This is a genomic window from Streptomyces sp. NPDC085946, assembly GCF_044540485.1.
Lineage (GTDB): Bacteria > Actinomycetota > Actinomycetes > Streptomycetales > Streptomycetaceae > Streptomyces.
The window spans coordinates 321,513-342,405 of record NZ_JBITSF010000008.1 but is presented as its reverse complement, the minus strand read 5'-3'; the positions used below and the strand labels follow the sequence as shown (position 1 = coordinate 342,405).

The window sequence follows — 20,893 nt, the reverse complement described above, 5'->3', positions numbered from 1 at the left end:
CGTCGACAGGTCGTTGCCGAACGACGCGGTCTCCGCGGTGAAACGATCCCCGGTGAGCTGCATCCCGTCACCCGAGTCACCCGCGAACCTGATGATCACCCGGTCCAGCCGGCGGACGTCCTTCGTCCCCGCCGGTTTGCGCTGCGCTCCCACGACGGTTCCGTCGGCTCCGTCGGCCTGTTCCGCTGGGCTACTGACCTGGCTGGTCACTGAACTGGACCTCCCTAGAGGCGGCTGTCCGGGCCGGGCCTTCCCGAAGGCCCACCCGCAATCAACCCTACGACCGTGAGGGTCGGCTCCCTGAGGCCATCCACAAGATGGACACGACTGTGAGACGGCCCGCCGCCCTGGCTTGTCATGATGTCCGGCCCCCCGGGCGCTTGTCCCGGAGACGCTCCCGCACGCCCCCCGGTTCCGCCCCCGCGGCCACCGAATCGCCCGTACGGCGGCCCGGGGCGGGACGCGGGGCGCGCACGTCAGGAGTTGAGGTAGGTGAGCACGGCCAGCACCCGCCGGTGGTCCCCTTCGCTCGGGGACAGACCCAGTTTCAGGAAGATGTTGCTGACGTGCTTCTCGACGGCCCCGTCGCTCACCACGAGCTGCTTGGCGATCGCCGAGTTCGTCCGCCCCTCCGCCATCAGCCCCAGGACCTCCCGCTCCCGGGGGGTGAGTCCCGTGAGCACGTCCTGCTTGCGGCTGCGGCCGAGCAGCTGGGCGACCACCTCCGGATCGAGGGCCGTACCGCCCCGGGCCACCCGCACCACCGCGTCCACGAACTCGCGCACCTCGGCCACCCGGTCCTTGAGCAGGTAGCCGACGCCGCGGCTGGAAGCCGCGAGCAGCTCCGTGGCGTAGCGCTCCTCCACGTACTGCGACAGCACCAGCACCCCGAGCCCGGGGTGCGCCTTGCGCAGGTGCACCGCGGCCCGCACCCCCTCGTCGGTGTGCGTCGGCGGCATCCGTACGTCGGCCACCACCACGTCGGGCAGCTCGCCCTGCGCGTTCAGGTCCCCGATGGTCTTGACCAGCGCCTCGCCGTCGCCGACCCCGGCGACCACGTCGTGCCCGCGGTCGGTCAGCAGCCGGGTCAGGCCCTCCCTGAGCAGCACTGAATCCTCGGCGATGACCACCCGCACCCTGTCCTCCACGATTGTCCGGCCCCCCATGACCCGCTGTGTGTCCACCCGTACGACACTCCAGCATTCCAGGATCGGGGCGCGCGTGCGGCCGGGCCGCGGGAACCGGGGGACGTCCGTCGCGCGGACCCGGTGCGGGGCGGGCACGGGTCCGCGCGTTCTCACCCCGCGAGCGGGCGCCGGGTCCGGCGCGTGCTCACCCGGCGCGCTCGGTGGCCCGCCACGGCAGCTCCGCCGTCACCCGCGTCGGCCCCCCGGCCGGCGAGTCCACGACGAGCACCCCGTCCACCGCGTCGAGCCGCTCCGCGAGCCCCGCCAGCCCCGACCCGGCGGACGCGTCGGCCCCGCCCACCCCGTCGTCGACGACCTGGAGCATCAGTCGGCTGCCGGACCGCCACACCTCGACGTCCGCCGAGGTGGCCCGCGCGTGCTTGCTGACGTTCTGCAGCAGCTCCGACACCGTGAAGTAGGCGATCCCCTCGATCGCCGGCGCCGGCCGCTCCGCGAGGTCGACCTCCACCCGCACCGGGACCGTGCAGCGCGACGCCACCGCCGACAGCGCCGCGTCCAGTCCGCGGTCGGTCAGCACGGCGGGGTGGATGCCCCGGGCCAGGTCCCGCAGCTCCTGCAGCGCCGTCTTCACCTCGCCGTGCGCCTCGTCGACCATCCGCACCGCCGCCCGCGGGTCCTCGCGCAGCTTCTCCTTCGCCAGCCCCAGGTCCATCGCCAGCGCCACCAGCCGGGCCTGCGCCCCGTCGTGCAGGTCCCGCTCGATGCGCCGCAGGTCGGCGGCGGCCGTGTCGACCACGACCCCCCGGTCCGACTCCAGCTCCACCACCCGCGTGGCCAGCCGCGACGGCCCGAGCAGCCCGAGCACCAGCAGCCGGTCCACCATCGTCAGCGCCCGCACGATCCACGGCGAGGCGATCGTGAACAGCAGCCCCACCAGCGCGGTCACCGTCACCTCGAAGGGGTTGTCGAGGTAGATCCGGTGCGTCTCGTCGCCGTACAGCTGGATCCCGTCCTGCCCGGCGTACGCCGGGAGCACCCAGAACCACAGCGGATACGTCAGCAGGGCCCAGCCGAGGATCCAGACGTTCAGGGCCACGACGAAGGAGACCACCGACCAGGGGAGCAGCAGCAGCGCGTACAGCAGGGTCCGCCACGAGGTGCCGCTCTTGAGGACGGCGCCCATCCACGCCATCAGGCCCTGCCGCTTCATCCGCAGCGGCTCCGGCTCGGCCACCTCCAGGCCCAGCAACGCCCGGGCGCGCAGCCGCTCCAGCGCCCCGAACCCCCGGCACCCGGCGAGCGCCGCCGCCAGCACCGGCACGCCCAGGAAGGTCACCAGCAGGCCCGCGCCCAGCGACACCATGGTGACCGCCCAGGTGAACAGCAGGATGCCGACCGGCAGGCTCAGCAGCGTGTGGCCGAGCTCCCGCCAGGCGCGGCCCTCGACCGGCGCCCGCAGCACGGCCGGCAGCCGCTGCCCCGGCCCCCGCGCGCCGCGCGGGTCCCCGGACCCGGTGCCGAGCCCGTACCCCTGTCCGTACTCCATGGCCATGGGTTCGTCCTTCTCCTCGTCCTGCGGCTGTCGCGTCGTACGTCCACCCTGCTGTGCGGCGGGCCCGGGGACCATGGAGTCCGTCGGCGTCTCGGGCGGGGGGTTTTCCCTACCTCGGGGTGGGGTGGGACGGAGGTGGGGAAGGAGGGGCCGGACGCGCTCAGCGGCCCGTCCGGCCCTCCCCGCCGGAGGCCTCCCGGTCGCGCCAGGGCAGTTCCGCCGCGACGGTCGTGGGGCCGCCCTCGGGCGAGTCCAGGACGAACACGCCGTCCACGGCGTCCAGCCGGTCGGCCAGGCCCTTCATCCCCGTGCCCCGGTCCAGGCGCGCGCCGCCGCGGCCGTCGTCCCACACCTGGATGAGCAGCCGGTCCTCCGACCGCCACACGTCCACCGCCGCCGACTTCGCCCCGCTGTGCTTGCTGACGTTCTGCAGCAGCTCCGAGACGGTGAAGTAGGCGATGCCCTCGATCGCCGCCGCCGGGCGCGCCGGCAGGTCGACGGTCACCTTCACCGGGACCGTGCAGCGCGACGCCACCGAGGACAGCGCCGCGTCCAGCCCGCGGTCGGTCAGCACGGCGGGGTGGATGCCCCGGGCCAGGTCCCGCAGCTCCTGCAGCGCCAGCTTCACCTCGCCGTGCGCCTCCTCCACCATCGCCGCGGCGGCGTCCGGGTCCTCCAGCAGCTTCTCCTTGGCCAGGCCCAGCCCCATGGCCAGGTTGACCAGGCGGGCCTGCGCCCCGTCGTGCAGGTCGCGTTCGATGCGCCGCAGGTCGGCCGCGGCGGTGTCGACGACGACCCCCCGGTCCGACTCCAGTTCGGCGATGCGCTGCTCCAGCTCGTCGGAGGGCGACAGCAGCCCCCGCACCATCGCCCGGTCCGCGTTGGCCAGCCCCCGCGCGATGAACGGCAGCACCGGCCACAGCACGAACAGCGAGGCCAGCGTGACGGTGAAGGTGACGATGCCCCAGGGCAGCCGGATGAACTCGTACAGCACCGTCCGCCAGCCGACCGGGTCCTTCAGCGACAGCCACAGCTGCTGGAGGAAACCGCCCTTCCCGCGCAGCGGCAGCCGGCTCGGCTCGTCCACCCGCACGCCGAGCAGCGCCCTGGCCCGTGCCCGTTCCAGCCTGCCCAGCTGCCGCGCCCCCATGAGCCCGGCCGCGAGGAGCGGGAAGCCGATCACGGTCACGGTCAGCCAGAAGCTGGTGAAGAGCACCGTCATGACGTACGTGAAGCCGAGCAGTGCCACCGGGAGGTTGGCCAGGAGGTGGGCGATCTCCTTCCAGGTGTGCCGGTCGTAGGCGAAGCGGGGCGGCGGCGGGCGGTCGCCGGGCTCGGGCACCGTGCTGGCCGGGGCGGTGCCCCAGGGCGTCTCCGGGCCGGCCGGCGGGTCCGCGGACGGGGCCACCGGGGTGCTCGCGGCCGGTCCCGGGAACAAGCCCGGGGTCGTGCCCGCGGTCGGGCCCGGGTTCGTGCCCGCGGTCGGGTCCGTGGCCGGGCCCGCGGGCGGGAAGCGTTCGGTCATATCCGTTAGCGTGCCCGGCGGCGCCCGGCCGCGCCATGAGGTGAACCGCCAGGACGCACGGGGGTAAACCCCACCCCCGCATGCACCGCGGTGACGGGCTGCTTACCGTGCCTTTATCAGGGCCTAGACTCCCGTGCGTACAGATCGTCGCACCACGGCGTTCACAAGGGTCACGGAAGAAGCAGACTCAGGGAGCGAGGGACGGACGTGCCGGAACCGACCGCCGTCGAGACGACCGTCGTCGCGGCGGACTACTTCGAGTCCTACTCGGTCGTCGGACTGCTCGCCGCCGTCGGCGTGCTGTTCGTCGCCGTCGCCTTCGGGGCCGGACGTCTGCTGCGCCCCGTGGTCCCCACCCCCGAGAAGCTCCTGACGTACGAGTGCGGCGTCGACCCCGTCGGCGAGGGCTGGGCCCACACCCAGGTCCGCTACTACGTCTACGCCTTCCTGTACGTCATCTTCGCCGTCGACTCGATCTTCCTCTTCCCCTGGGCGACCGTCTTCGCCGATCCCGGCTACGGCGCGACGACCCTCGTGGAGATGTTCATCTTCCTCGGCTTCCTGGCCGTGGGCCTGCTCTACGCATACAAGAAGGGCGTCCTGGCATGGACGTGACCCCCACCCCCGTCTCGCTCCCCGAGCCGAAGCGGCTGGGCGCGCTCGCCCGCCTGGCCCCCGAGCCGATGAAGGTGGTCCTCAACTGGGGGCGCCGCTACTCGCTCTGGGTCTTCAACTTCGGCCTCGCCTGCTGCGCCATCGAGTTCATCGCCGCGTCGATGGCCCGCCACGACTTCATCCGCCTCGGCGTCATCCCCTTCGCGCCCGGCCCGCGCCAGGCCGACCTGATGGTGGTGTCGGGCACGGTCACGGACAAGATGGCGCCCGCCGTGAAGCGCCTGTACGAGCAGATGCCCGAGCCGAAGTACGTCATCTCCTTCGGCGCGTGCAGCAACTGCGGCGGCCCGTACTGGGACTCGTACTCGGTGACCAAGGGCGTCGACCAGATCATCCCGGTCGACGTGTACGTCCCCGGCTGCCCGCCCCGCCCCGAGGCGCTGCTCCAGGGCATCCTCAAGCTCCAGGAGAAGATCGCCCGCGAGTCGCTCGGCGAGCGCTACGGCACGGCAGCGGCCCGCCCTTCGGCGGCGGCCCTGCAGAGCGGCCTGGTGAAGGCGCCGTCGCCCACGGCCACGGACTCGACGACCGGCTCGGCGACGGGTTCGACGACAGGTTCGACGACCGGCTCGGCTCCCGGCGCGGTCCCCGATGCGAACCCGGGGGAGGAGCGATGACGGCGGTCGGCTGGCTGCCCGCCGGCGTCGAGGACCTCTTCGGCGCCGGGGCCACGGCCGAGGAGTCCTACGAGGTCCTCACCGTCGACGTCCCGCCGACGGCCTGGGTCCAGGCGCTGGAGACCGCCCGCGACCGGCTGGGCTGCACGTTCTTCGACTGGCTGAGCGCGGTCGACGAGCCGGGCACGGGCTTCCGCGTCGCCGCCCACGTCGCCGCCCTCGCCCCCGTGCGGCGCCTGCTGCTGCGCACGACCGTCCCGCACGAGTCGCCGGTCCTGGCCAGCGCGGTCGGCGTGTACGCGGGCGCGACCTGGCACGAACGCGAGACGCACGAGATGTTCGGCGTCGTCTTCGAGGGCCACCCCGGGCTGGAACACCTCCTCCTCCCGGAGAACTTCGAGGGCCACCCCCTGCGCAAGGACTTCGTCCTGGCGGCCCGGGTCGCCAAGGCCTGGCCGGGCGCCAAGGAACCGGGGGAGCCCGCGGCGGGTGCCGCCCACGCCGGCCCCAAGCGCCGCCAGATGCTCCCCCCGGGCGTCCCCGACCCCAACGAGTGGGGCCCCCTCAAGGGCCAGCTGCCCCCCGCCCCCGCCCGCCCGGCCCGGGGCGCGGCCCGCCCGGCGGGCGAACGCCCACCGCGCCGCACCCGCACGGCGGGCGAGGGCTCGGCGAGCCAGGCGGCAGCGCCGGCGGAGCCGGGTGCCGCGCCGACGGGTCCGCGCCGGGCGCGTACGGCGGCGGAAGGCTCGGCGAGCCAGGCGGTCCCCGGCACCGAAGCGCCGTCCGGCGGTGCCACGCCCCCGACCGGTGCGCCGGCGGCTCCGCGTCGTGCCCGGAGCGCGGGCGAGGGCTCGGCGTCGCAGCGCGCTGCGGGGGCAGGCGCCCCGGCCGGTCCGCGCCGGGCGCGCAGTGCCACGGAGGGCTCCGCGAGCCAGCGCGCCGCGTCGGCCCCGACCACGCCCGAGGACACGGCACCCACGGAGAACGCGGCACCCACGGAGAACACGGCACCTACAAAGAGCGCGGCACCTACGGAGAACGCGGCACCCGCGGACGACACGGTAGCCACCGACGGCACGGTCGCTACCGACGGCACGGCCACCACGAGCGCCCCGCCCGTTCCCCCCGCCACGGGCGACGATCCCGCCGCCGCGCGCCCCCAGGCGCGTGCCGCGAAACCCCCCGCTGCCCCGCGCAGCCCGGACGCCCCCTGGCACCACGCCCGTCCGGCCTTCGACGCACCGCGCCCCGAACCCTCACCGGAGGCCGCGCCGCTGCCGGAGAGGGAGGACCCGCAAGCCGAAGACGACCCGCACAACCCCGAGGACCCCCAAGGAGGCCGGCAGTGAACGACGCGCTCGACGTCATCCTGCGTCTCCTGGTCGTCTTCGTCGTCTTCCTCACCTTCCCGCTGATCATCGGCCAGACCGAGCACAAGGTCATGGCCCACATGCAGGGCCGCCTCGGCCCGATGTACGCCGGCGGCTTCCACGGCTGGGCCCAGCTCATCGCCGACGGCGTGAAGTTCGCGCAGAAGGAGGACGTCGTCCCCGCGGGCGCGGACCGCCGCATCTTCCAGCTCGCGCCGGCCGTCGCCCTCCTGCCCTACCTGCTCGTCCTGCTCGCCGTCCCGATCGGTCCGGGTGAGGGAGCCGTCGGCCAGGTCCTGGACGCGGGCGTCTTCTTCGTCCTGGCCGTGATGGGCGTCGGCGTCCTCGGCTCGCTGATGGCCGGCTGGGCCTCCGCCAACAAGTTCTCCCTGCTCGGCGGCCTGCGCACCGCCGCCCAGCTCCTCGCGTACGAACTCCCCATGCTGCTCACCGCCGCCTCCGTCGCGATGGCGGCCGGCACCGTCTCCCTGACCGGCATCCTCGACGCCTTCCAGTGGTGGTGGCTGCCCTGGCAGATCGTGGGCGCCCTCGTGTTCTTCGTGGCGGGCCTGGCCGAACTCCAGCGCCCGCCCTTCGACATGCCGGTCGCCGACTCCGAGATCATCTTCGGCGCGTACACCGAGTACACCGGCCTGCGCTTCGCCCTGTTCCTCCTCGCCGAGTACGCCGGGATCGTCGTCCTGTGCGGCCTGACCACCGTCCTCTTCCTGGGCGGCTGGCACGGCCCGTGGGGCGCCGACGGCCTCGGCTGGGTCTGGACCCTGCTGAAGACGGCCCTCCTCGCGTTCGTCGTCATCTGGCTGCGCGTCACCTATCCGCGCCTGCGCGAGGACCAGCTCCAGAAACTCGCCTGGACCCTCCTCGTCCCCCTCGCCCTCGCCCAGATCGCCCTCACCGGCATCGTCAAGGTGGTGATCCAGTAACCATGGCGCCCATTCCCGGCTCGGGCCTGGCCAAAGGCCTGGCCGTCACCCTGCGCACGATGACGAGGAAGTCCGTCACCGAGCAGTACCCGGAGGCCCAGCCCGACCTCCCGCCCCGCACCCGCGGCGTGATCGGGCTGTTCGAGGAGAACTGCACGGTCTGCATGCTCTGCGCCCGCGAGTGCCCGGACTGGTGCATCTACATCGACTCGCACAAGGAGACGATCCCGGCGGCGGCCCCGGGCGGCCGCGAACGCAGCCGCAACGTCCTCGACCGCTTCGCCATCGACTTCTCCCTGTGCATGTACTGCGGTATCTGCATCGAGGTCTGTCCCTTCGACGCGCTGTTCTGGTCCCCGGAGTTCGAGTACGCCGAGACCGACATCCGCGACCTCACCCACGAGCGCGACAAGCTCCGCGAGTGGATGTGGACCGTCCCGGCCCCGCCGGCCCTCGACCCCGGCGCGGAGGAGCCGAAGGAACTCGCCACCGCCCGCAAGACCGCCGAGAAGCTGGCGGCCCAGCAGCGGTCCGAGGCCGCGGAGGCCACCGGGCACGCCGCACCGCCCGCCGCTCCGGCCTCCTCCGGCACCGCATCCCACGCCGACGAGCAGGCCCGCGCCGCCGAAGGACCCACCCGCCCGCACGGCGACTCCCCGCAGCAGACGGACCGGCCCCGGCCCACGGACCGGCGGCAGGAGGGCCGGGAATGACCCTCGCAGCAGCAGCCACCACGGCGACGGCAGCAGCCGCCCGGCTCACGGCGGACCCCACGACCACGGCCGCCGAGGCCCACGGCTTCCTCTCGCCGACCGGCGTCGAGATCGCCTTCCTCCTCGTCGGCCTGGTCACCTTCGGCGCCGCGCTCGTCACGGTCACCACCCGGCAGCTGGTGCACGCCGCCCTGTGGCTGGTCGTGACCCTCGGCGGCCTGGCCGTCGAGTACCTCCTGCTCACCGCCGAGTTCATCGCCTGGGTGCAGGTCCTCATCTACGTCGGCTCCGTCGTCGTCCTCCTCCTGTTCGGCCTGATGCTCACCAGGGCCCCCATCGGCCGCTCACCGGACGCCGACTCCGGCAACCGCTGGGCCGCCCTCGCGGTGGCCGTCGTCGCCGCCGCCGCCCTGGTCTGGGTCGTCGTCGACGCCTTCCGCACCACCTGGATCGACCTGGACGGCCCCGCCGCCGGATCCACCGAGGTCACCGGCGAGAGCCTCTTCCAGCACTGGGTCCTCCCCTTCGAGGCCCTCTCCGTCCTCCTCCTGGCCGCCCTGGTCGGCGCCATCGTCCTGTCCCGCAAGGCGAAGGCGGAGCCGGACACCCGAGCCGGCGGCGCCCCCGGCGCCCGCGGCGCGAAGGAAGGGGACCGCTGATGCACCTCGCCTATCCCGCCGTGCTCTCCGCCCTCCTGTTCTGCACGGGCCTGTACGGCGTCCTCGCCCGCCGCAACGCGATCCTGGTCCTGATGTCGGTCGAGCTGATGCTCAACGCCGTCAACCTCAACCTGGTCGCCTTCGACGTCTGGCTCAGCAGGACCGCCGAGGAGACCCTGCACTCCGGCCAGGCCCTCACCCTGTTCACCATCGCCATCGCCGCCGCCGAGATCGGCATCGGCCTGGCCATCGTCCTGGCCGTCCACCGCAACCGCGGCACCTCGGACATCGACCGGCTCCGCGACACCGCCGAGGGACACGAGACCGACGGCCCCGGCCCCGACGCCCGCCCGGCCGAAGCGACCGAGAAGGCTGAGGCCACCGCGTGACCACGACCACCCTCGCCGTCCTCGTCCCCCTCCTCCCGTTCCTCGGCGCCGCCGCCGGCCTGCTCCTGGGCCGCACCGCCCCCGGGTTCGTCCGCCCCCTCGCCGTCCTGCCGACGCTCGCGTCGCTGGTGTTCGCCGTGCTGGTCGCCGTGCGCCAGGGCGGCGGCCGGGCCGTGAACGCCGCCACCGAGCTCACCCCCACCGGCTCGGTCCCGATCGAGCTCGCCCTGCACGTCGACGGCTTCGCCGCCCTCGTCGCGGTCCTGGTCGGCGTCGTCGCCACCTGCGTGCAGATCTACTCGACCGGCTACCTCCGCGACGACCCGCGCTACCCCTCGTACGCCGCGCTCGTCTCCCTGTTCACCTCCGCGATGTTCCTGGTCGTCTACTCCGGCGACCTGATGGTGCTGCTGGTCGGCTGGGAGGTCATGGGCATCTGCTCCTACTTCCTCGTCGGCCACTACTGGGAGACCCCCGAGGCCCGCGCCGCCTCCCTGAAGGCCTTCCTGGTCACCAAGCTCGGCGACGTACCGTTCCTGATCGGCCTGTTCGCCCTGGCCGTCGATGCCGGGTCCTTCCGGATCACCCGCGTCCTCGGCGCCGTCGCGAGCGGCGCGATCGACCACCCCACGCCGATCGCCCTGCTGCTCCTGGCCGGCGTGGCCGGCAAGTCGGCGCAGTTCCCGCTGCACACCTGGCTCCCCGACGCCATGGCGGGCCCGACCCCGGTCTCCGCGCTGATCCACGCCGCGACGATGGTCGCCGCCGGTGTCTACTTCGTCGCCCGTCTCCTCCCGCTCTTCGAGGCCTCGCAGGCCGCGATGGTGGTCCTGGCCGTCATGGCCGCCGTCACGATGACCGGCTCGGCGCTCGCCGCGCTCGCCCAGGACGACATCAAGCGCGTCCTCGCCTACTCGACGGTCGGCCAGCTCGGCTACATGACCGGCGCGCTCGCCGTCGGCGACCGCGGCGCCGCCGTCTTCCACCTCCTGTCCCACGGCGCCTTCAAGGCGCTGCTCTTCCTCGCGGCCGGCGTGATCATCCACGCCGCCGGCACCAACTCGCTGGCCGCCATGTCCCGCATGCGGAACCTGCGCGACCGCGTCCCCGACGCCTACTGGACGATGACCGTCGCGCTCCTCGCGCTCGCCGCGATCCCGCCGTTCAGCGGCTTCTTCTCCAAGGAGGCCGTCCTCGGCACCGCCGAGCACGTCGTCACCGGCCACACCGAGCACGCCCCGTCCGCCGCGGGCTGGCTCGTCCTCCTCTCCGGTCTGCTGACGGCCCTGCTCACCGCCGCCTACGCGACGCGCCTGTGGCTGCTGGCCTTCCGCGGCCGGGGCGCCGAGGCCCCGGACCACGGCCGGCAGCCGCTGACGATGACCGTCGTGCTGTGGGTGCTCGCGGTGCCGTCGCTCGCGCTCGGCGGGTTCGCCTTCCGCGCGCTGCCCGGCTGGTTCGACGGCCGCGACCTGACCCCGACCCTCACCACCTCCGTGCTCGGCACGGGCGTGGCCCTGGCCGGCGGCATCGTCACCTACGCGGCCTGGCGGCACACCACGGCCCTCGCGGCCCGCGTCCCGCTGGGCGCGGTCGCGGCCCACCCGGAGGGCGGCGCCGCCCGGGTCGAGGCCGAGGCCGTCGCCGGCCACAAACCCGCCTACGGCACGGTGGCCGCCGCACCCGACCCGTCCGACCCCGGCCGGCTGCTGCTGGGCCCGCTGCACCGCCACGCGGCCCTCGGCTTCCACCTCGACGCCGTGTACGCGGCCCTCTTCGTCCGCCCGGTCCAGGCCGGCGCGCGACTCGTCCGGTTCCTCGACCGCGAGGTCGTCGACGCCTACGTACGCGGCGCGGGCGCCCTGCCGCGCTGGCTCGGCACCGCCGTGCGACGCGCCCAGACCGGCAATGTGCAGACCTATGTGAGCGCGCTGCTCGCCGGCACCGTCGTCCTGGTGGTCGCCGCCGTCCTCGTCGCCACGGGAGCGTGAGCAGGCGTGATCGATATCAGCGAGTCCGTGATGCAGTTCCTTCTGGCGTTCGTCGTCGTCGGCCCGCTCCTCGGGGCCGCCGCCGCCCTCCTGCCGGCCCCGCCCGGGCTGAAGGGGAAGTCGCCCGAGCAGGCCGTGCTGCGGCACGGCGTGACCGTGACCGGCGCGGTCCTCGTCGCGGCGGTCGTCCTGGCGCTCGGCTTCGACCACGGCCGGCCGTCCAGGATGCAGGCCACGACCGACATCAGCTGGATCCCCGCACTCGACGTGCGCATCCACCTCGGCATCGACGGCATCTCCCTCCCCCTCCTGGTCCTGACCGCGCTGCTGACCTTCCTCTGCGCGCTCTACTCGTACTTCAAGATGCCCGCGGGCCCGGCCCCGAAGGCCTTCGTCGCGCTGCTGCTCGTCCTGGAGTCCGGCACCCTCGCGACCTTCGCCGTCCTGGACCTGCTGCTGTTCTTCCTCGCCTTCGAGACGGTCCTGATCCCGATGTACTTCCTCATCGCCCGCTGGGGCGGCGAGGGCCGGGCCGGGGCCGCCTGGAAGTTCATCCTCTACACGCTGCTCGGTTCCGTGGTCATGCTGCTCGGCCTGCTCCTGATCGGAATCACGGCGGGCACGTTCGACATGGTGGCACTCGCCACTGACAACGGCCGGTCGCTGACCACGTCCGTGCAGGTCATCGCCGTTCTGACGATCGGGATCGGGCTCGCGGTCAAGACGCCGATGTGGCCGCTGCACAGCTGGCTGCCCGACGCCCACACCGCCGCCCCGACCGTCGGCTCGGTCCTGCTGGCCGGCGTCCTGCTGAAGATGGGCACGTACGGATTCGTCCGGATCCTCCTCCCCGTGGCGCCGGACGGTTTCCGCACCTTCGCGCCCTACCTCGCCGCCTTCGCCGTCGTCGGGATCATCTACGGGTCCCTGGCCTGCCTGGCCCTCGCCCGGCAGGGCGCGAAGGGCGACCTGAAGCGCCTCATCGCCTACTCCTCCGTCGGCCACATGGGCTTCGTCCTGCTCGGCATCGCCACGATGACCCCCACCGGCGTGAACGGCGCCCTGTTCGCCAACATCGCCCACGGCCTCATCACCGGCCTGCTGTTCTTCCTGGTCGGCGCGCTGAAGGACCGCACCGGCACCACTGACCTCGACACCCTCGCCGAGAAGACCGGAGCCGCCCTGTACGGCAGGGCCCCGCGCCTCGGCGGCCTGCTCGCCTTCGCCGCGGTCGCCTCGCTGGGCCTGCCGGGCCTGGCCGGCTTCTGGGGCGAGATGCTGGCGCTGTTCGGCGCCTTCGACCCCGCCGAGGGACTCAGCCGCCCCGCCTTCCTCACCTTCACGGCGATCGGCGCCTTCGGCACCCTGCTGACGGCCGCGTACCTGCTCGTCGTGGTCCGCCGCGTCTGCATGGGCGCCGTCCCGCAGGACGCCCCGGGGCTGGCCGACGTCCGCTCCTACGAGTTCGCGGCCTGGACCCCGCTCGTCGTCCTCACCGTCGTCGCAGGCCTGTGGCCCAAGGTCCTGCTGGGCCTGTCCGACCCGGCCGTGCAGCAGCTCCTCGCAGGAGGCACCCGATGAGCTCCCTGGCCCTGCCCCCGGCCGAGTCGGTGATCCAGTCCGTCGACTGGCTCGCGATCGCGCCGCCCACCCTCGCCGCGGTCGTCGGACTCGTCGTGCTCGTCGCCGACCTGTTCGCCGACGAGCGCAGGAAGCCCCTGCTGGGATGGCTGTCGGTGGCCGGCCTCGCGGCCTCCCTGCTCCTGCTGCTGCCGCTCCTCGACGGCGACCGCAGCACCTTCTGCCTGACCGGCGACCCCGGTGTGTGCAGCTACACCGCCGACCGCTTCACCCTCGTCGTCCAGCTGCTGGTCCTCGGCGGAGCCCTCCTGACGGCGCTGCTGTCGGTCACCGGGCTGAAGGACGCCCGCGGGGCACTGCCCGAGGGCGAGTTCTGGTTCCTGCTGCTGTCCTCTGCGGCCGGCGCGGCCCTGCTGCCCGCCTCCCGCGACCTGGCGACCCTCGTCGTGGCCCTGGAGGTCGCCTCCCTGCCCGCCTTCGCGCTCGTCGGCCTCCGGTACGGCGACCGGCGGTCCTCCGAGGCGGCGCTGAAGTTCTTCCTGTCCTCGGTCACCGCCACCGCGGTCAGCCTCATGGGCATCAGCTTCCTGTACGCCTCCACCGGCACCCTCCACCTGACCCGGCTGGCCGAACGGATCCCGGACGTCGACGGGCAGCTCACCACGCTCGCCCACGCGGGAGTCGTCCTCACCCTCGTCGGCTTCGCCTTCAAGACGGCCGCCGTACCGTTCCACTTCTGGGTGCCCGACACCTACGTCGGCGCGCCGCTGCCCGTCGCCGCCTACCTGTCGGTGGTCGGCAAGGCGGTCGGCTTCACCGGCCTGATCCTCGTCACGGTCGTCGCCCTCCCGTCGTACGGCGACGTCTGGGGCCCGGCGCTCGCCGTACTGGCCGCGCTCACCATGACCGTCGGCAACGCCGGGGCGCTGCGCCAGCGGGCCACGCGCGCGTACAGCGCGGTCCGGCTGCTCGCCTGGTCGTCCGTCGGCCAGGCCGGCTACCTCCTGGTGCCGATCGCGGCCGCCGCGTACTCCGACGACGCCGAGCGGTCGATCGGCTCGACCGTCGCCTACGCCCTGATGTACGGCGCCGTGAACCTCGGCGCCTTCGCGGTGGCCGCGCTCCTGGGCCGCACCAAGCCCCTCAACCGCGTCTCCGACTACCGGGGCCTGTACGCCGCCAGCCCGCTGACCGCGCTGCTCCTGGCGTTCTTCCTGCTCTGCCTCGCCGGACTGCCGCCCGGTGTCATCGGCCTCTTCGCGAAGGTCACCGTCTTCTCCGCCGCCGTCGACGCGGGCCTCGGCTGGCTCGCCGTGGTCATGGCGGTCAACGTCGTCATCGCGCTGTTCTACTACCTGCAGTGGACGGCCCTGCTGTTCCGCGCCCCGGAGGGCGAGCCCGGCACCCACCGCGTCCCCGCGCCGGTCACCGCCGCGCTCGCCGCGACCGGAGTGCTCGCCCTCGCCCTGTCCGGCGCCCCGCAGCTGGTCCTGCGCTTCACCGACACCGGCCTCTTCTGACCACGGCCCCTCACACCGGTCGCTCCCGCCACGCGGGCCGCTTTGATCACGCGCGCGTGGGGCACCCGCCCCACGCGCGCGTGCCGTGTGCGCCCCCGTCACCCGGACGGCCCACACGCGCCGCCGCACCCACCAGGGAACCCGTGCCATCCGCCTGGCGTTGACCAGTTCGGGAGGGTCCACTGGACGTGACACCGCGACACCAGTGGGCATCGCAGACCAGCAAGGGTTCCCCTGCCGCACCACTTGGAGGGCGTACCGTGCACCGCCGGCACAACGGGCTCAGGACCGCAGTACTCCTCGGGGGACTGTCCGCACTCATCATTGTCATCGGCAGCTTCTTCGGCCGCACGGGACTCGTCGTCGCCGTCCTGATCGCCCTGGGCACGAACGCGTACGCGTACTGGAACAGCGACAAGCTGGCACTGCGCGCGATGCGGGCCCGCCCGGTGAGCGAGTTCGAGGCCCCGGGGCTGTACCGCATGGTCCGCGAGCTCTCCACGCAGGTCCGGCAGCCCATGCCGCGCCTGTACATCTCCCCGACGGACGCGCCCAACGCCTTCGCCACCGGCCGCAACCCCCGCAACGCGGCCGTGTGCTGCACCGACGGCATCCTGCGCCTGCTGGACGAGCGGGAGCTGCGCGGCGTCATCGGCCACGAGCTCAGCCACGTCTACAACCGCGACATCCTCATCTCGTCGGTCGCCGGCGCCCTCGCCTCCGTGATCATGTTCCTGGTCAACTTCGCCTGGCTGATCCCCATCGGCCGCTCCGACGACGACGACGGCCCCGGCCTGCTCGGCATGCTGCTGATCATGCTCCTGGGCCCGCTCGCCGCCGGCCTCATCCAGATGGCCATCAGCCGTTCCCGGGAGTACGAGGCGGACGCCTCCGGAGCCCAGCTCACCGGTGACCCGCTCGCCCTCGCCAGCGCCCTGCGCAAGCTCGAATCGGGCACCAAGCAGCTCCCGCTGCCGCCCGAGCCCCGCATCGAGACGGCCAGCCACATGATGATCGCGAACCCGTTCCGCCCGGGGCAGGGGCTGTCGAAGATGTTCTCCACGCACCCGCCGATGGCGGACCGCATCGCCCGGCTCGAGAGGATGGCAGGCCACCAGTGAAGACCGTCCTGAACGTCATATGGCTCGTCCTGAGCGGCTTCTGGCTGTTCCTCGCCTACCTGCTCGCCGGCGTGCTGCTGTGCGTCACGATCATCGGCATCCCCTTCGGCGTCGCGGCGTTCCGCATCGGCCTCTACGCCCTGTGGCCCTTCGGGTACACCGCGGTCGAGCGCCGGGACGCGGGCGCGCCGTCCTGCGTCGGCAACGTCCTGTGGCTGCTCCTCGCGGGCTGGTGGCTGGCCCTCGGCCACGTCGTGACCGGCATCGCCCTGTGCGTCACGATCATCGGCATCCCGCTGGGCATCGCCAACTTCAAGCTGATCCCGGTCTCGCTGCTCCCGCTGGGCCGCGAGATCGTCCGCACGGACCAGCCGTTCCCGCAGCGCTGGTGACTCCGCGCCGGGGCCCGTCCCGGCTCACGCACCCGTTGTCCACAACCGGCGCGTTGTCCACAGGCCCGCCCGCTTGCCGGCGGCAGCCCGCAGGATGAACCTATGACCGAGACCCGGCAGCGGCCGCCACGGCCACCGGCCCACACCCGCGCACCCGTACACCTGCGCACCCTGCACCCGTGCACCCGGAAGAGAGCGCCGACCAGGCCCGGCCCACCGAAGTCCGCCCCCCACGCCCCGTCGGCTCCTCGCCCTCATGCCCAGGCCGGCGTGCGCCCGCCCACTCCGCAAATCCCCACCCGCCCACTCGCGAGAAGCCGCGCGGCCGGCCGCTCGACACGCCCGTCGCGGCCGCTCCCCAGGCCGGCCGGCCACCCCCGCAGATGCCGCGCACCCGCTTCTCAGCCCCTCACGCCCGCCCAGCACCGCCGCACGCCCCTGCGCACCCCGCCTCCTGGGCCGCGCGCGGCCGACCACCCACTCCCCGCAGGCACGTGCCCTCGGCTCCCTAACCCCTCCGCCCGGCCGCCCACTGCCGCACTCCGTAGACCACGACCCCCACCGCCAGCACACCCGCCCCCACGACCACCGAGACCCCCGGCAGCGAGAACGCCAGCACCGCGCACCCGACGAGCCCCACCGCGGGCACCACCCGCGCCGCCGGAGCCGCGTCGAGCGTCCACGCGGAGGCGTTGGCCACCGCGTAGTACGCCAGCACACCGAAGGAGGAAAAACCGATCGCGCCCCGGACGTCCACCGTGGCGGCCAGGACCGCGACCACCGCGCCGACGGCCAGCTCGGCCCGGTGCGGCACCTGGAACCGGGGGTGCACCGCCGCCAGCGCGCCCGGCAGATGCCGGTCCCGGGCCATGGCCAGCGTCGTCCGGGACACGCCCAGGATCAGGGCCAGCAGGGAGCCCAGCGCGGCCACCGCGGCACCGGCCCGCACGACCGGCGCCAGCCCGGGCACCCCGGCCGCCCGCACCGCGTCGGCCAGCGGCGCGGTCGCCTCCGCGAGACCGCCGGGTCCCAGCACGGAAAGGACGGCCACCGCCACGCACGCGTACACCACCAGCGTGATGCCCAGCGCCAGCGGGATCGCGCGCGGGATGGTGCGCGCCGGATCCCGCACCTCCTCGCCGAGGGTCGCGATCCGGGCGTACCCCGCGAACGCGAAGAACAGCAGCCCCGCCGCCTGGAGGATCCCGCCCACGCCGCCCGAGACCCCGACGTCCAGACGCCCGGCGTCGGCCTCGCCCGACCCCAGGCACACGACCACCACGGAGGCGAGGACCGCCAGGACCACCGCCACGATCGTCCGCGTCAGCCACGCGGACTTCTGCACACCGCCGTAGTTCACCGCGGTCAGCGCCACCACCGCCGCGACCGCCACGGCGTGCGCCTGCCCCGGCCAGACGTACGCGCCCACCGTGAGCGCCATCGCCGCACAGGAGGCCGTCTTCCCCACCACGAACGACCAGCCCGCGAGATAACCCCAGAACTCCCCGAGCCGCTCCCGCCCGTACACGTACGTGCCGCCGGAGGCCGGATAGAGCGCGGCGAGCCGTGCCGACGACATGGCGTTGCAGTAGGCGACCACGGCGGCCACCGCGAGCCCCAGCAGCAGCCCGGACCCGGCCGCGTGGGCCGCGGGAGCCAGGGCGGCGAAGATCCCGGCGCCCACCATCGAGCCGAGGCCGATGACCACGGCGTCGCCCACGCCGAGGGTGCGCCGCAGCGCGGAGTCGGAGTGCGTCATGCGCCGGACCCTACTGACCCGCGCAACCACCAGGTGCACCCGGTACGTCTTGTTCACCAAGACGGCACGAACACGCGCGGCCCGAACGCCGCACACGGGAGGCCGACCGCACACGCACGACGCACGGAGCACTGCCTGTCCCCGGCGCACACACCGCGCGGGGACAGCGCGGGCACAGCGCGAAAGGGCAGGTTCACGGCATGACCTTCATCAGCTGGATCATCCTCGGGCTGCTGGCCGGAGCCATCGCCAAGTTCCTGCTGCCCGGCCGCGACCCGGGCGGCCTCGTCGGCACGACCCTGATCGGCGTCGCCGGCGCCTTCCTCGGCGGCTGGATATCGGCCCGCTGGCTGGACCACCCGATCACCAAGGACTTCTACGACGGCACCACCTGGGCGGCGGCGATCGGCGGCTCGCTCGTCCTCCTGATCGGCTACCGCATCCTGTTCGGCCACTCGCGGGACTGAACGCGCGCCGAACCGCGAGAAGGGCGGACACCGGCGGGTGCCCACCCTTCCTCGTCGACGCGCCGGCGAGGCCGACGCGCCCTCGGACCCACCGGCGCGTCACGCCCCGCCGGCGGATCACGCCTTACCGGTAGTTCACGAACTGCAGCGCGAAGTCGAAGTCCTTGCCCTTCAGCAGGGCGATGACGGCCTGCAGGTCGTCGCGGCTCTTGGAGGTGACCCGCAGCTCGTCGCCCTGCACCTGGGCCTTCACGCCCTTCGGGCCCTCGTCGCGGATGATCTTCGCGACCTTCTTGGCGTTCTCCTGGGAGATGCCCTCCTGGATCGACGCGAAGATCTTGTACTCCTTGCCGGAGAGCTGCGGCTCGCCCGCGTCGAGAGCCTTCAGGGAGATCCCGCGCTTGATCAGCTTGGACTGGAAGACGTCGAGGACAGCCTTCACCCGGTCCTCGGAGTTCGCCTCCATGAGGATCTTCTCGCCGGACCAGGAGATCGAGGCACCCACGCCCTTGAAGTCGTAGCGCTGCGAGATCTCCTTGGCGGCCTGGTTGAGGGCGTTGTCGACCTCCTGCCGCTCGACCTTCGAGACGATGTCGAAACTGGAGTCGGCCATGTCCTGTGGCTCCTTGTATCGGGGTGCGAATCGGGGTGCGTTCCGGGTGCGTACCGGCGTACGCGGGCGGCCGCCGAGTCCGGCAACATCCCGGACCGCATCCGGACAAGCCTAGCCACCCCGCGCCGTCCGGGCGCAGATCAATCCGGTGGCGAAGCACCCCTCGGCATCGGGTATTGTTTACGTCGTTGCCACGGAGCACCGCCGGAAGGCGGTTCGACAGGCAGCAACCCCGGCGGTGTGCCCGAGCGGCCAAAGGGAGCAGACTGTAAATCTGCCGGCTCAGCCTTCCCAGGTTCGAATCCTGGCGCCGCCACACGACCGAAAGGGTCTGTGACCAGCAGCAATGCTGGTCACAGACCCTTTCGTCGTTCACGGGCGCGGCCCGGTCGCTATGGGCGCTTTTTCCCGGTGTGTCTCACCCTGATTCGGGTGCTGACCAGTCCGTGTGGGGCAGGCGTGGGGCAGAGATTCGGCTCTCTAGCTGCCGCTCCTCAGCGCCCGCTCGATCCGGGCGTTAGCCGTGGCCGCACCGCCGTCCAGGCACTTGGCGTACACCCGGAACAGCACCGCCACACTGTGGCCGGCGCGCGCGGCCACTTCCTGCGGTTCCACATCGGAGCTGAGCCAGGTGGACACGGCGGCGTGGCGTAGATCATATGGGCGCTTCGCCAGCAGCGAAGCGCACTGAGCGGGCGTGAGAGCGCGTGTGCGGGCCTCTGCCCACACCTCGCCGTATCCGGTGTCCTGAATGAGCCCGCCGCGTTGCGTGCGGAACAGCCGGCCGTCGGGGGCGACGCCGTACGCGGTGACGTGCCACCGGAGCAGGCTCACGAGATCGGGCGGGATCGGCACGGTGCGGACTGCTTTCCGGGGCCGGTGCTTGAGCCCTCGCCGGTCGTGCGCCTCACCGCTGTCCGTCCAGGCCGAACCCGAGCGCGGGCGGGTCTCTCGGAGTCGCAGAGTGCCCCACCCCCGCCGGGGCAGGTCGCAGTCCTGGAGACGGAGACCGATGACTTCCGCCGGCCGCGCCGCCGCGTAGTACATGCAGCCGAAGAACGCGACCAGGCGCCGCCCGCGGGGACTCTGTGTGCGCACGGCATCGAGCAGCGCGAGAGCCTGCCGGGGGTCTGGCACTGAAGCCGGGTCCAGTTCCTCCGCCACCTGCTCCGGAGCTTTCCACTGCACCTGCGGCAGAGGGTTGTCCGTCAGACGGCCGGCGTCGACGGCGTAGCCGAGGGCGTTGTGGAAGATGGCCCGCTTCCGCCGAATGGTCGACGCGGATGCCGTGGTGCCGTCCAGCTTCTTGGTCAGGGCGTCCAGAGCCGCGCGCACGTGCATCCGGTCGGCCAGAGCGGACGTGGGCAGCGACTTCCGCTCGAACCACGCCAGCACGGCGGCCACGTCGTCCGGGAGTTCCTGGTCACGGCGGCTCATGTTGAACGCCCAGCTGTAGAGAGCCGTCCGCACAGTCTTGGCGTCGGCCATTCCCTTGGTGTTCGTGACAAGCGCCGGCGTCACTGTGGCCATGGCTTCCGCGAGCGTCCGGCGCGTCGAACCGGGGGAGTGCTGCCATTTCATCTCGATGTACTCGCGTGCGTGCTGGTACCAACTCACGTCGTTGCGCTTCCGCAGCTCGGAGACTGGCACCCCAGTGGACTCGTCGAACGGCTCGCCGGCGTGCGCCGCCCGCAGCAGCTCCGCGCGTCGGCCGTCTGCCAGGGTCTTGGTGCGGAACGTCTGAGAGTGCGGAGTCTCGCCCGTCTTCCAGCGCAGCTCTGCAGAGGTCTGTCCGCGGTCCTTCCTCTGCCGGACGGACCAAATCCGAACGTCGTACGTCTTCCCCATCGGAACCTT

The 20,893-nt window shown here is 73.0% G+C and carries 19 protein-coding genes, 1 tRNA gene and 1 pseudogene; 14 read left to right on the top strand and 7 right to left on the bottom strand.

Features of this window, described 5'->3' with window-relative positions; translation table 11 throughout:
• The 4 genes and pseudogenes from ACIF8T_RS19055 to ACIF8T_RS19040 form a co-directional block, all read right to left on the bottom strand.
• Positions 1 to 210 (bottom strand): annotated as a pseudogene (locus ACIF8T_RS19055) (2-oxoglutarate ferredoxin oxidoreductase subunit alpha); the annotation flags it as partial.
• A 266-nt stretch (positions 211 to 476) separates the two neighbouring features.
• Complete coding sequence (locus ACIF8T_RS19050; protein WP_400036398.1) at positions 477 to 1,166, bottom strand: LuxR C-terminal-related transcriptional regulator; 690 nt, start codon at positions 1,164 to 1,166, stop codon at positions 477 to 479.
• Positions 1,167 to 1,332: 166 nt separating this feature from the next.
• Positions 1,333 to 2,700 carry a sensor histidine kinase gene (locus tag ACIF8T_RS19045; RefSeq protein WP_400036396.1) on the bottom strand — a complete coding sequence of 456 codons (1,368 nt, stop codon included), beginning with the start codon at positions 2,698 to 2,700 and terminating at the stop codon, positions 1,333 to 1,335.
• A 160-nt stretch (positions 2,701 to 2,860) separates the two neighbouring features.
• Entirely contained in the window at positions 2,861 to 4,225 is a 1,365-nt protein-coding gene (locus tag ACIF8T_RS19040; protein ID WP_400036394.1) for a sensor domain-containing protein, read from the bottom strand.
• 207 nt (positions 4,226 to 4,432) lie between these two features.
• Between ACIF8T_RS19040 and ACIF8T_RS19035 the strand changes: the two genes are divergently transcribed.
• The 12 genes from ACIF8T_RS19035 to ACIF8T_RS18980 all read left to right on the top strand — a co-directional run bounded on the left by ACIF8T_RS19035 (position 4,433) and on the right by ACIF8T_RS18980 (position 16,197).
• Complete coding sequence (locus tag ACIF8T_RS19035) at positions 4,433 to 4,840, top strand: NADH-quinone oxidoreductase subunit A (RefSeq protein ID WP_400036392.1); 408 nt, start codon at positions 4,433 to 4,435, stop codon at positions 4,838 to 4,840.
• Positions 4,831 to 5,517 (top strand): NADH-quinone oxidoreductase subunit B, encoded by a 687-nt coding sequence (locus ACIF8T_RS19030; RefSeq protein ID WP_400036390.1) that lies wholly within the window; start codon positions 4,831 to 4,833, stop codon positions 5,515 to 5,517. Before ACIF8T_RS19035 ends, ACIF8T_RS19030 begins: the two co-directional genes overlap by 10 nt.
• Complete coding sequence (locus ACIF8T_RS19025) at positions 5,514 to 6,866, top strand: NADH-quinone oxidoreductase subunit C (protein ID WP_400036388.1); 1,353 nt, start codon at positions 5,514 to 5,516, stop codon at positions 6,864 to 6,866. Before ACIF8T_RS19030 ends, ACIF8T_RS19025 begins: the two co-directional genes overlap by 4 nt.
• The gene (locus ACIF8T_RS19020) at positions 6,863 to 7,831 is read left to right on the top strand and encodes an NADH-quinone oxidoreductase subunit H (RefSeq protein WP_400036386.1); all 969 of its coding nucleotides are present in this window, start codon (positions 6,863 to 6,865) and stop codon (positions 7,829 to 7,831) included. The genes ACIF8T_RS19025 and ACIF8T_RS19020 overlap by 4 nt, the downstream gene beginning before the upstream one ends.
• A gap of 2 nt (positions 7,832 to 7,833) precedes the next feature.
• Positions 7,834 to 8,544, top strand: a complete 711-nt coding sequence (locus ACIF8T_RS19015) for a NuoI/complex I 23 kDa subunit family protein (protein ID WP_400036385.1) — start codon at positions 7,834 to 7,836, stop codon at positions 8,542 to 8,544.
• Positions 8,541 to 9,203, top strand: a complete 663-nt coding sequence (locus ACIF8T_RS19010; RefSeq protein ID WP_400036383.1) for an NADH-quinone oxidoreductase subunit J — start codon at positions 8,541 to 8,543, stop codon at positions 9,201 to 9,203. The genes ACIF8T_RS19015 and ACIF8T_RS19010 overlap by 4 nt, the downstream gene beginning before the upstream one ends.
• Positions 9,203 to 9,592, top strand: a complete 390-nt coding sequence (gene nuoK / locus ACIF8T_RS19005; protein WP_400036381.1) for an NADH-quinone oxidoreductase subunit NuoK — start codon at positions 9,203 to 9,205, stop codon at positions 9,590 to 9,592. The genes ACIF8T_RS19010 and nuoK overlap by 1 nt, the downstream gene beginning before the upstream one ends.
• Positions 9,589 to 11,583: an NADH-quinone oxidoreductase subunit L gene (locus ACIF8T_RS19000; protein ID WP_400036379.1), complete on the top strand. Its 1,995-nt coding sequence runs from the start codon at positions 9,589 to 9,591 to the stop codon at positions 11,581 to 11,583. The genes nuoK and ACIF8T_RS19000 overlap by 4 nt, the downstream gene beginning before the upstream one ends.
• A gap of 6 nt (positions 11,584 to 11,589) precedes the next feature.
• The gene (locus tag ACIF8T_RS18995) at positions 11,590 to 13,164 is read left to right on the top strand and encodes an NADH-quinone oxidoreductase subunit M (protein WP_400036377.1); all 1,575 of its coding nucleotides are present in this window, start codon (positions 11,590 to 11,592) and stop codon (positions 13,162 to 13,164) included.
• On the top strand, positions 13,161 to 14,684 hold the full coding sequence (locus tag ACIF8T_RS18990) for an NADH-quinone oxidoreductase subunit N (RefSeq protein WP_400036375.1): 1,524 nt from the start codon (positions 13,161 to 13,163) through the stop codon (positions 14,682 to 14,684). Before ACIF8T_RS18995 ends, ACIF8T_RS18990 begins: the two co-directional genes overlap by 4 nt.
• A gap of 260 nt (positions 14,685 to 14,944) precedes the next feature.
• Entirely contained in the window at positions 14,945 to 15,805 is an 861-nt protein-coding gene (gene htpX, locus ACIF8T_RS18985; protein ID WP_400036373.1) for a zinc metalloprotease HtpX, read from the top strand.
• Positions 15,802 to 16,197, top strand: coding sequence for a YccF domain-containing protein (locus ACIF8T_RS18980; protein WP_400036371.1), 396 nt, complete (start codon positions 15,802 to 15,804; stop codon positions 16,195 to 16,197). The genes htpX and ACIF8T_RS18980 overlap by 4 nt, the downstream gene beginning before the upstream one ends.
• A 508-nt stretch (positions 16,198 to 16,705) precedes the next feature.
• Here ACIF8T_RS18980 and ACIF8T_RS18975 read toward each other — a convergent pair.
• Positions 16,706 to 17,956, bottom strand: coding sequence for an APC family permease (locus ACIF8T_RS18975; RefSeq protein WP_400036369.1), 1,251 nt, complete (start codon positions 17,954 to 17,956; stop codon positions 16,706 to 16,708).
• Between the two features lie 200 nt (positions 17,957 to 18,156).
• Between ACIF8T_RS18975 and ACIF8T_RS18970 the strand changes: the two genes are divergently transcribed.
• Entirely contained in the window at positions 18,157 to 18,423 is a 267-nt protein-coding gene (locus ACIF8T_RS18970; RefSeq protein WP_400036368.1) for a GlsB/YeaQ/YmgE family stress response membrane protein, read from the top strand.
• 124 nt (positions 18,424 to 18,547) lie between these two features.
• Here ACIF8T_RS18970 and ACIF8T_RS18965 read toward each other — a convergent pair whose 3' ends face one another.
• Complete coding sequence (locus tag ACIF8T_RS18965) at positions 18,548 to 19,036, bottom strand: YajQ family cyclic di-GMP-binding protein (RefSeq protein ID WP_400036366.1); 489 nt, start codon at positions 19,034 to 19,036, stop codon at positions 18,548 to 18,550.
• A 234-nt stretch (positions 19,037 to 19,270) separates the two neighbouring features.
• Here ACIF8T_RS18965 and ACIF8T_RS18960 point away from each other — a divergent pair.
• A tRNA-Tyr gene (locus tag ACIF8T_RS18960) sits at positions 19,271 to 19,352 on the top strand.
• A 164-nt stretch (positions 19,353 to 19,516) separates the two neighbouring features.
• Here the strand turns inward: ACIF8T_RS18960 and ACIF8T_RS18955 are convergent.
• Positions 19,517 to 20,884 carry a tyrosine-type recombinase/integrase gene (locus tag ACIF8T_RS18955; protein ID WP_400036364.1) on the bottom strand — a complete coding sequence of 456 codons (1,368 nt, stop codon included), beginning with the start codon at positions 20,882 to 20,884 and terminating at the stop codon, positions 19,517 to 19,519.
• Positions 20,885 to 20,893 lie beyond the last annotated feature (9 nt).

Bases quoted from the DNA above. Each gene is read 5' to 3' on its own strand.
- ACIF8T_RS19050 (WP_400036398.1), bottom strand. From the start codon at position 1,166: ATGGGGGGCCGGACAATCGTGGAGGACAGGGTGCGGGTGGTCATCGCC.
- ACIF8T_RS19045 (WP_400036396.1), bottom strand. From the start codon at position 2,700: ATGGCCATGGAGTACGGACAGGGGTACGGGCTCGGCACCGGGTCCGGG.
- ACIF8T_RS19040 (WP_400036394.1), bottom strand. From the start codon at position 4,225: ATGACCGAACGCTTCCCGCCCGCGGGCCCGGCCACGGACCCGACCGCG.
- ACIF8T_RS19030 (WP_400036390.1), top strand. From the start codon at position 4,831: ATGGACGTGACCCCCACCCCCGTCTCGCTCCCCGAGCCGAAGCGGCTG.
- ACIF8T_RS19025 (WP_400036388.1), top strand. From the start codon at position 5,514: ATGACGGCGGTCGGCTGGCTGCCCGCCGGCGTCGAGGACCTCTTCGGC.
- ACIF8T_RS19015 (WP_400036385.1), top strand. From the start codon at position 7,834: ATGGCGCCCATTCCCGGCTCGGGCCTGGCCAAAGGCCTGGCCGTCACC.
- ACIF8T_RS19010 (WP_400036383.1), top strand. From the start codon at position 8,541: ATGACCCTCGCAGCAGCAGCCACCACGGCGACGGCAGCAGCCGCCCGG.
- nuoK (WP_400036381.1), top strand. From the start codon at position 9,203: ATGCACCTCGCCTATCCCGCCGTGCTCTCCGCCCTCCTGTTCTGCACG.
- ACIF8T_RS18990 (WP_400036375.1), top strand. From the start codon at position 13,161: ATGAGCTCCCTGGCCCTGCCCCCGGCCGAGTCGGTGATCCAGTCCGTC.
- ACIF8T_RS18975 (WP_400036369.1), bottom strand. From the start codon at position 17,956: ATGACGCACTCCGACTCCGCGCTGCGGCGCACCCTCGGCGTGGGCGAC.
- ACIF8T_RS18970 (WP_400036368.1), top strand. From the start codon at position 18,157: ATGACCTTCATCAGCTGGATCATCCTCGGGCTGCTGGCCGGAGCCATC.
- ACIF8T_RS18965 (WP_400036366.1), bottom strand. From the start codon at position 19,036: ATGGCCGACTCCAGTTTCGACATCGTCTCGAAGGTCGAGCGGCAGGAG.
- ACIF8T_RS18955 (WP_400036364.1), bottom strand. From the start codon at position 20,884: ATGGGGAAGACGTACGACGTTCGGATTTGGTCCGTCCGGCAGAGGAAG.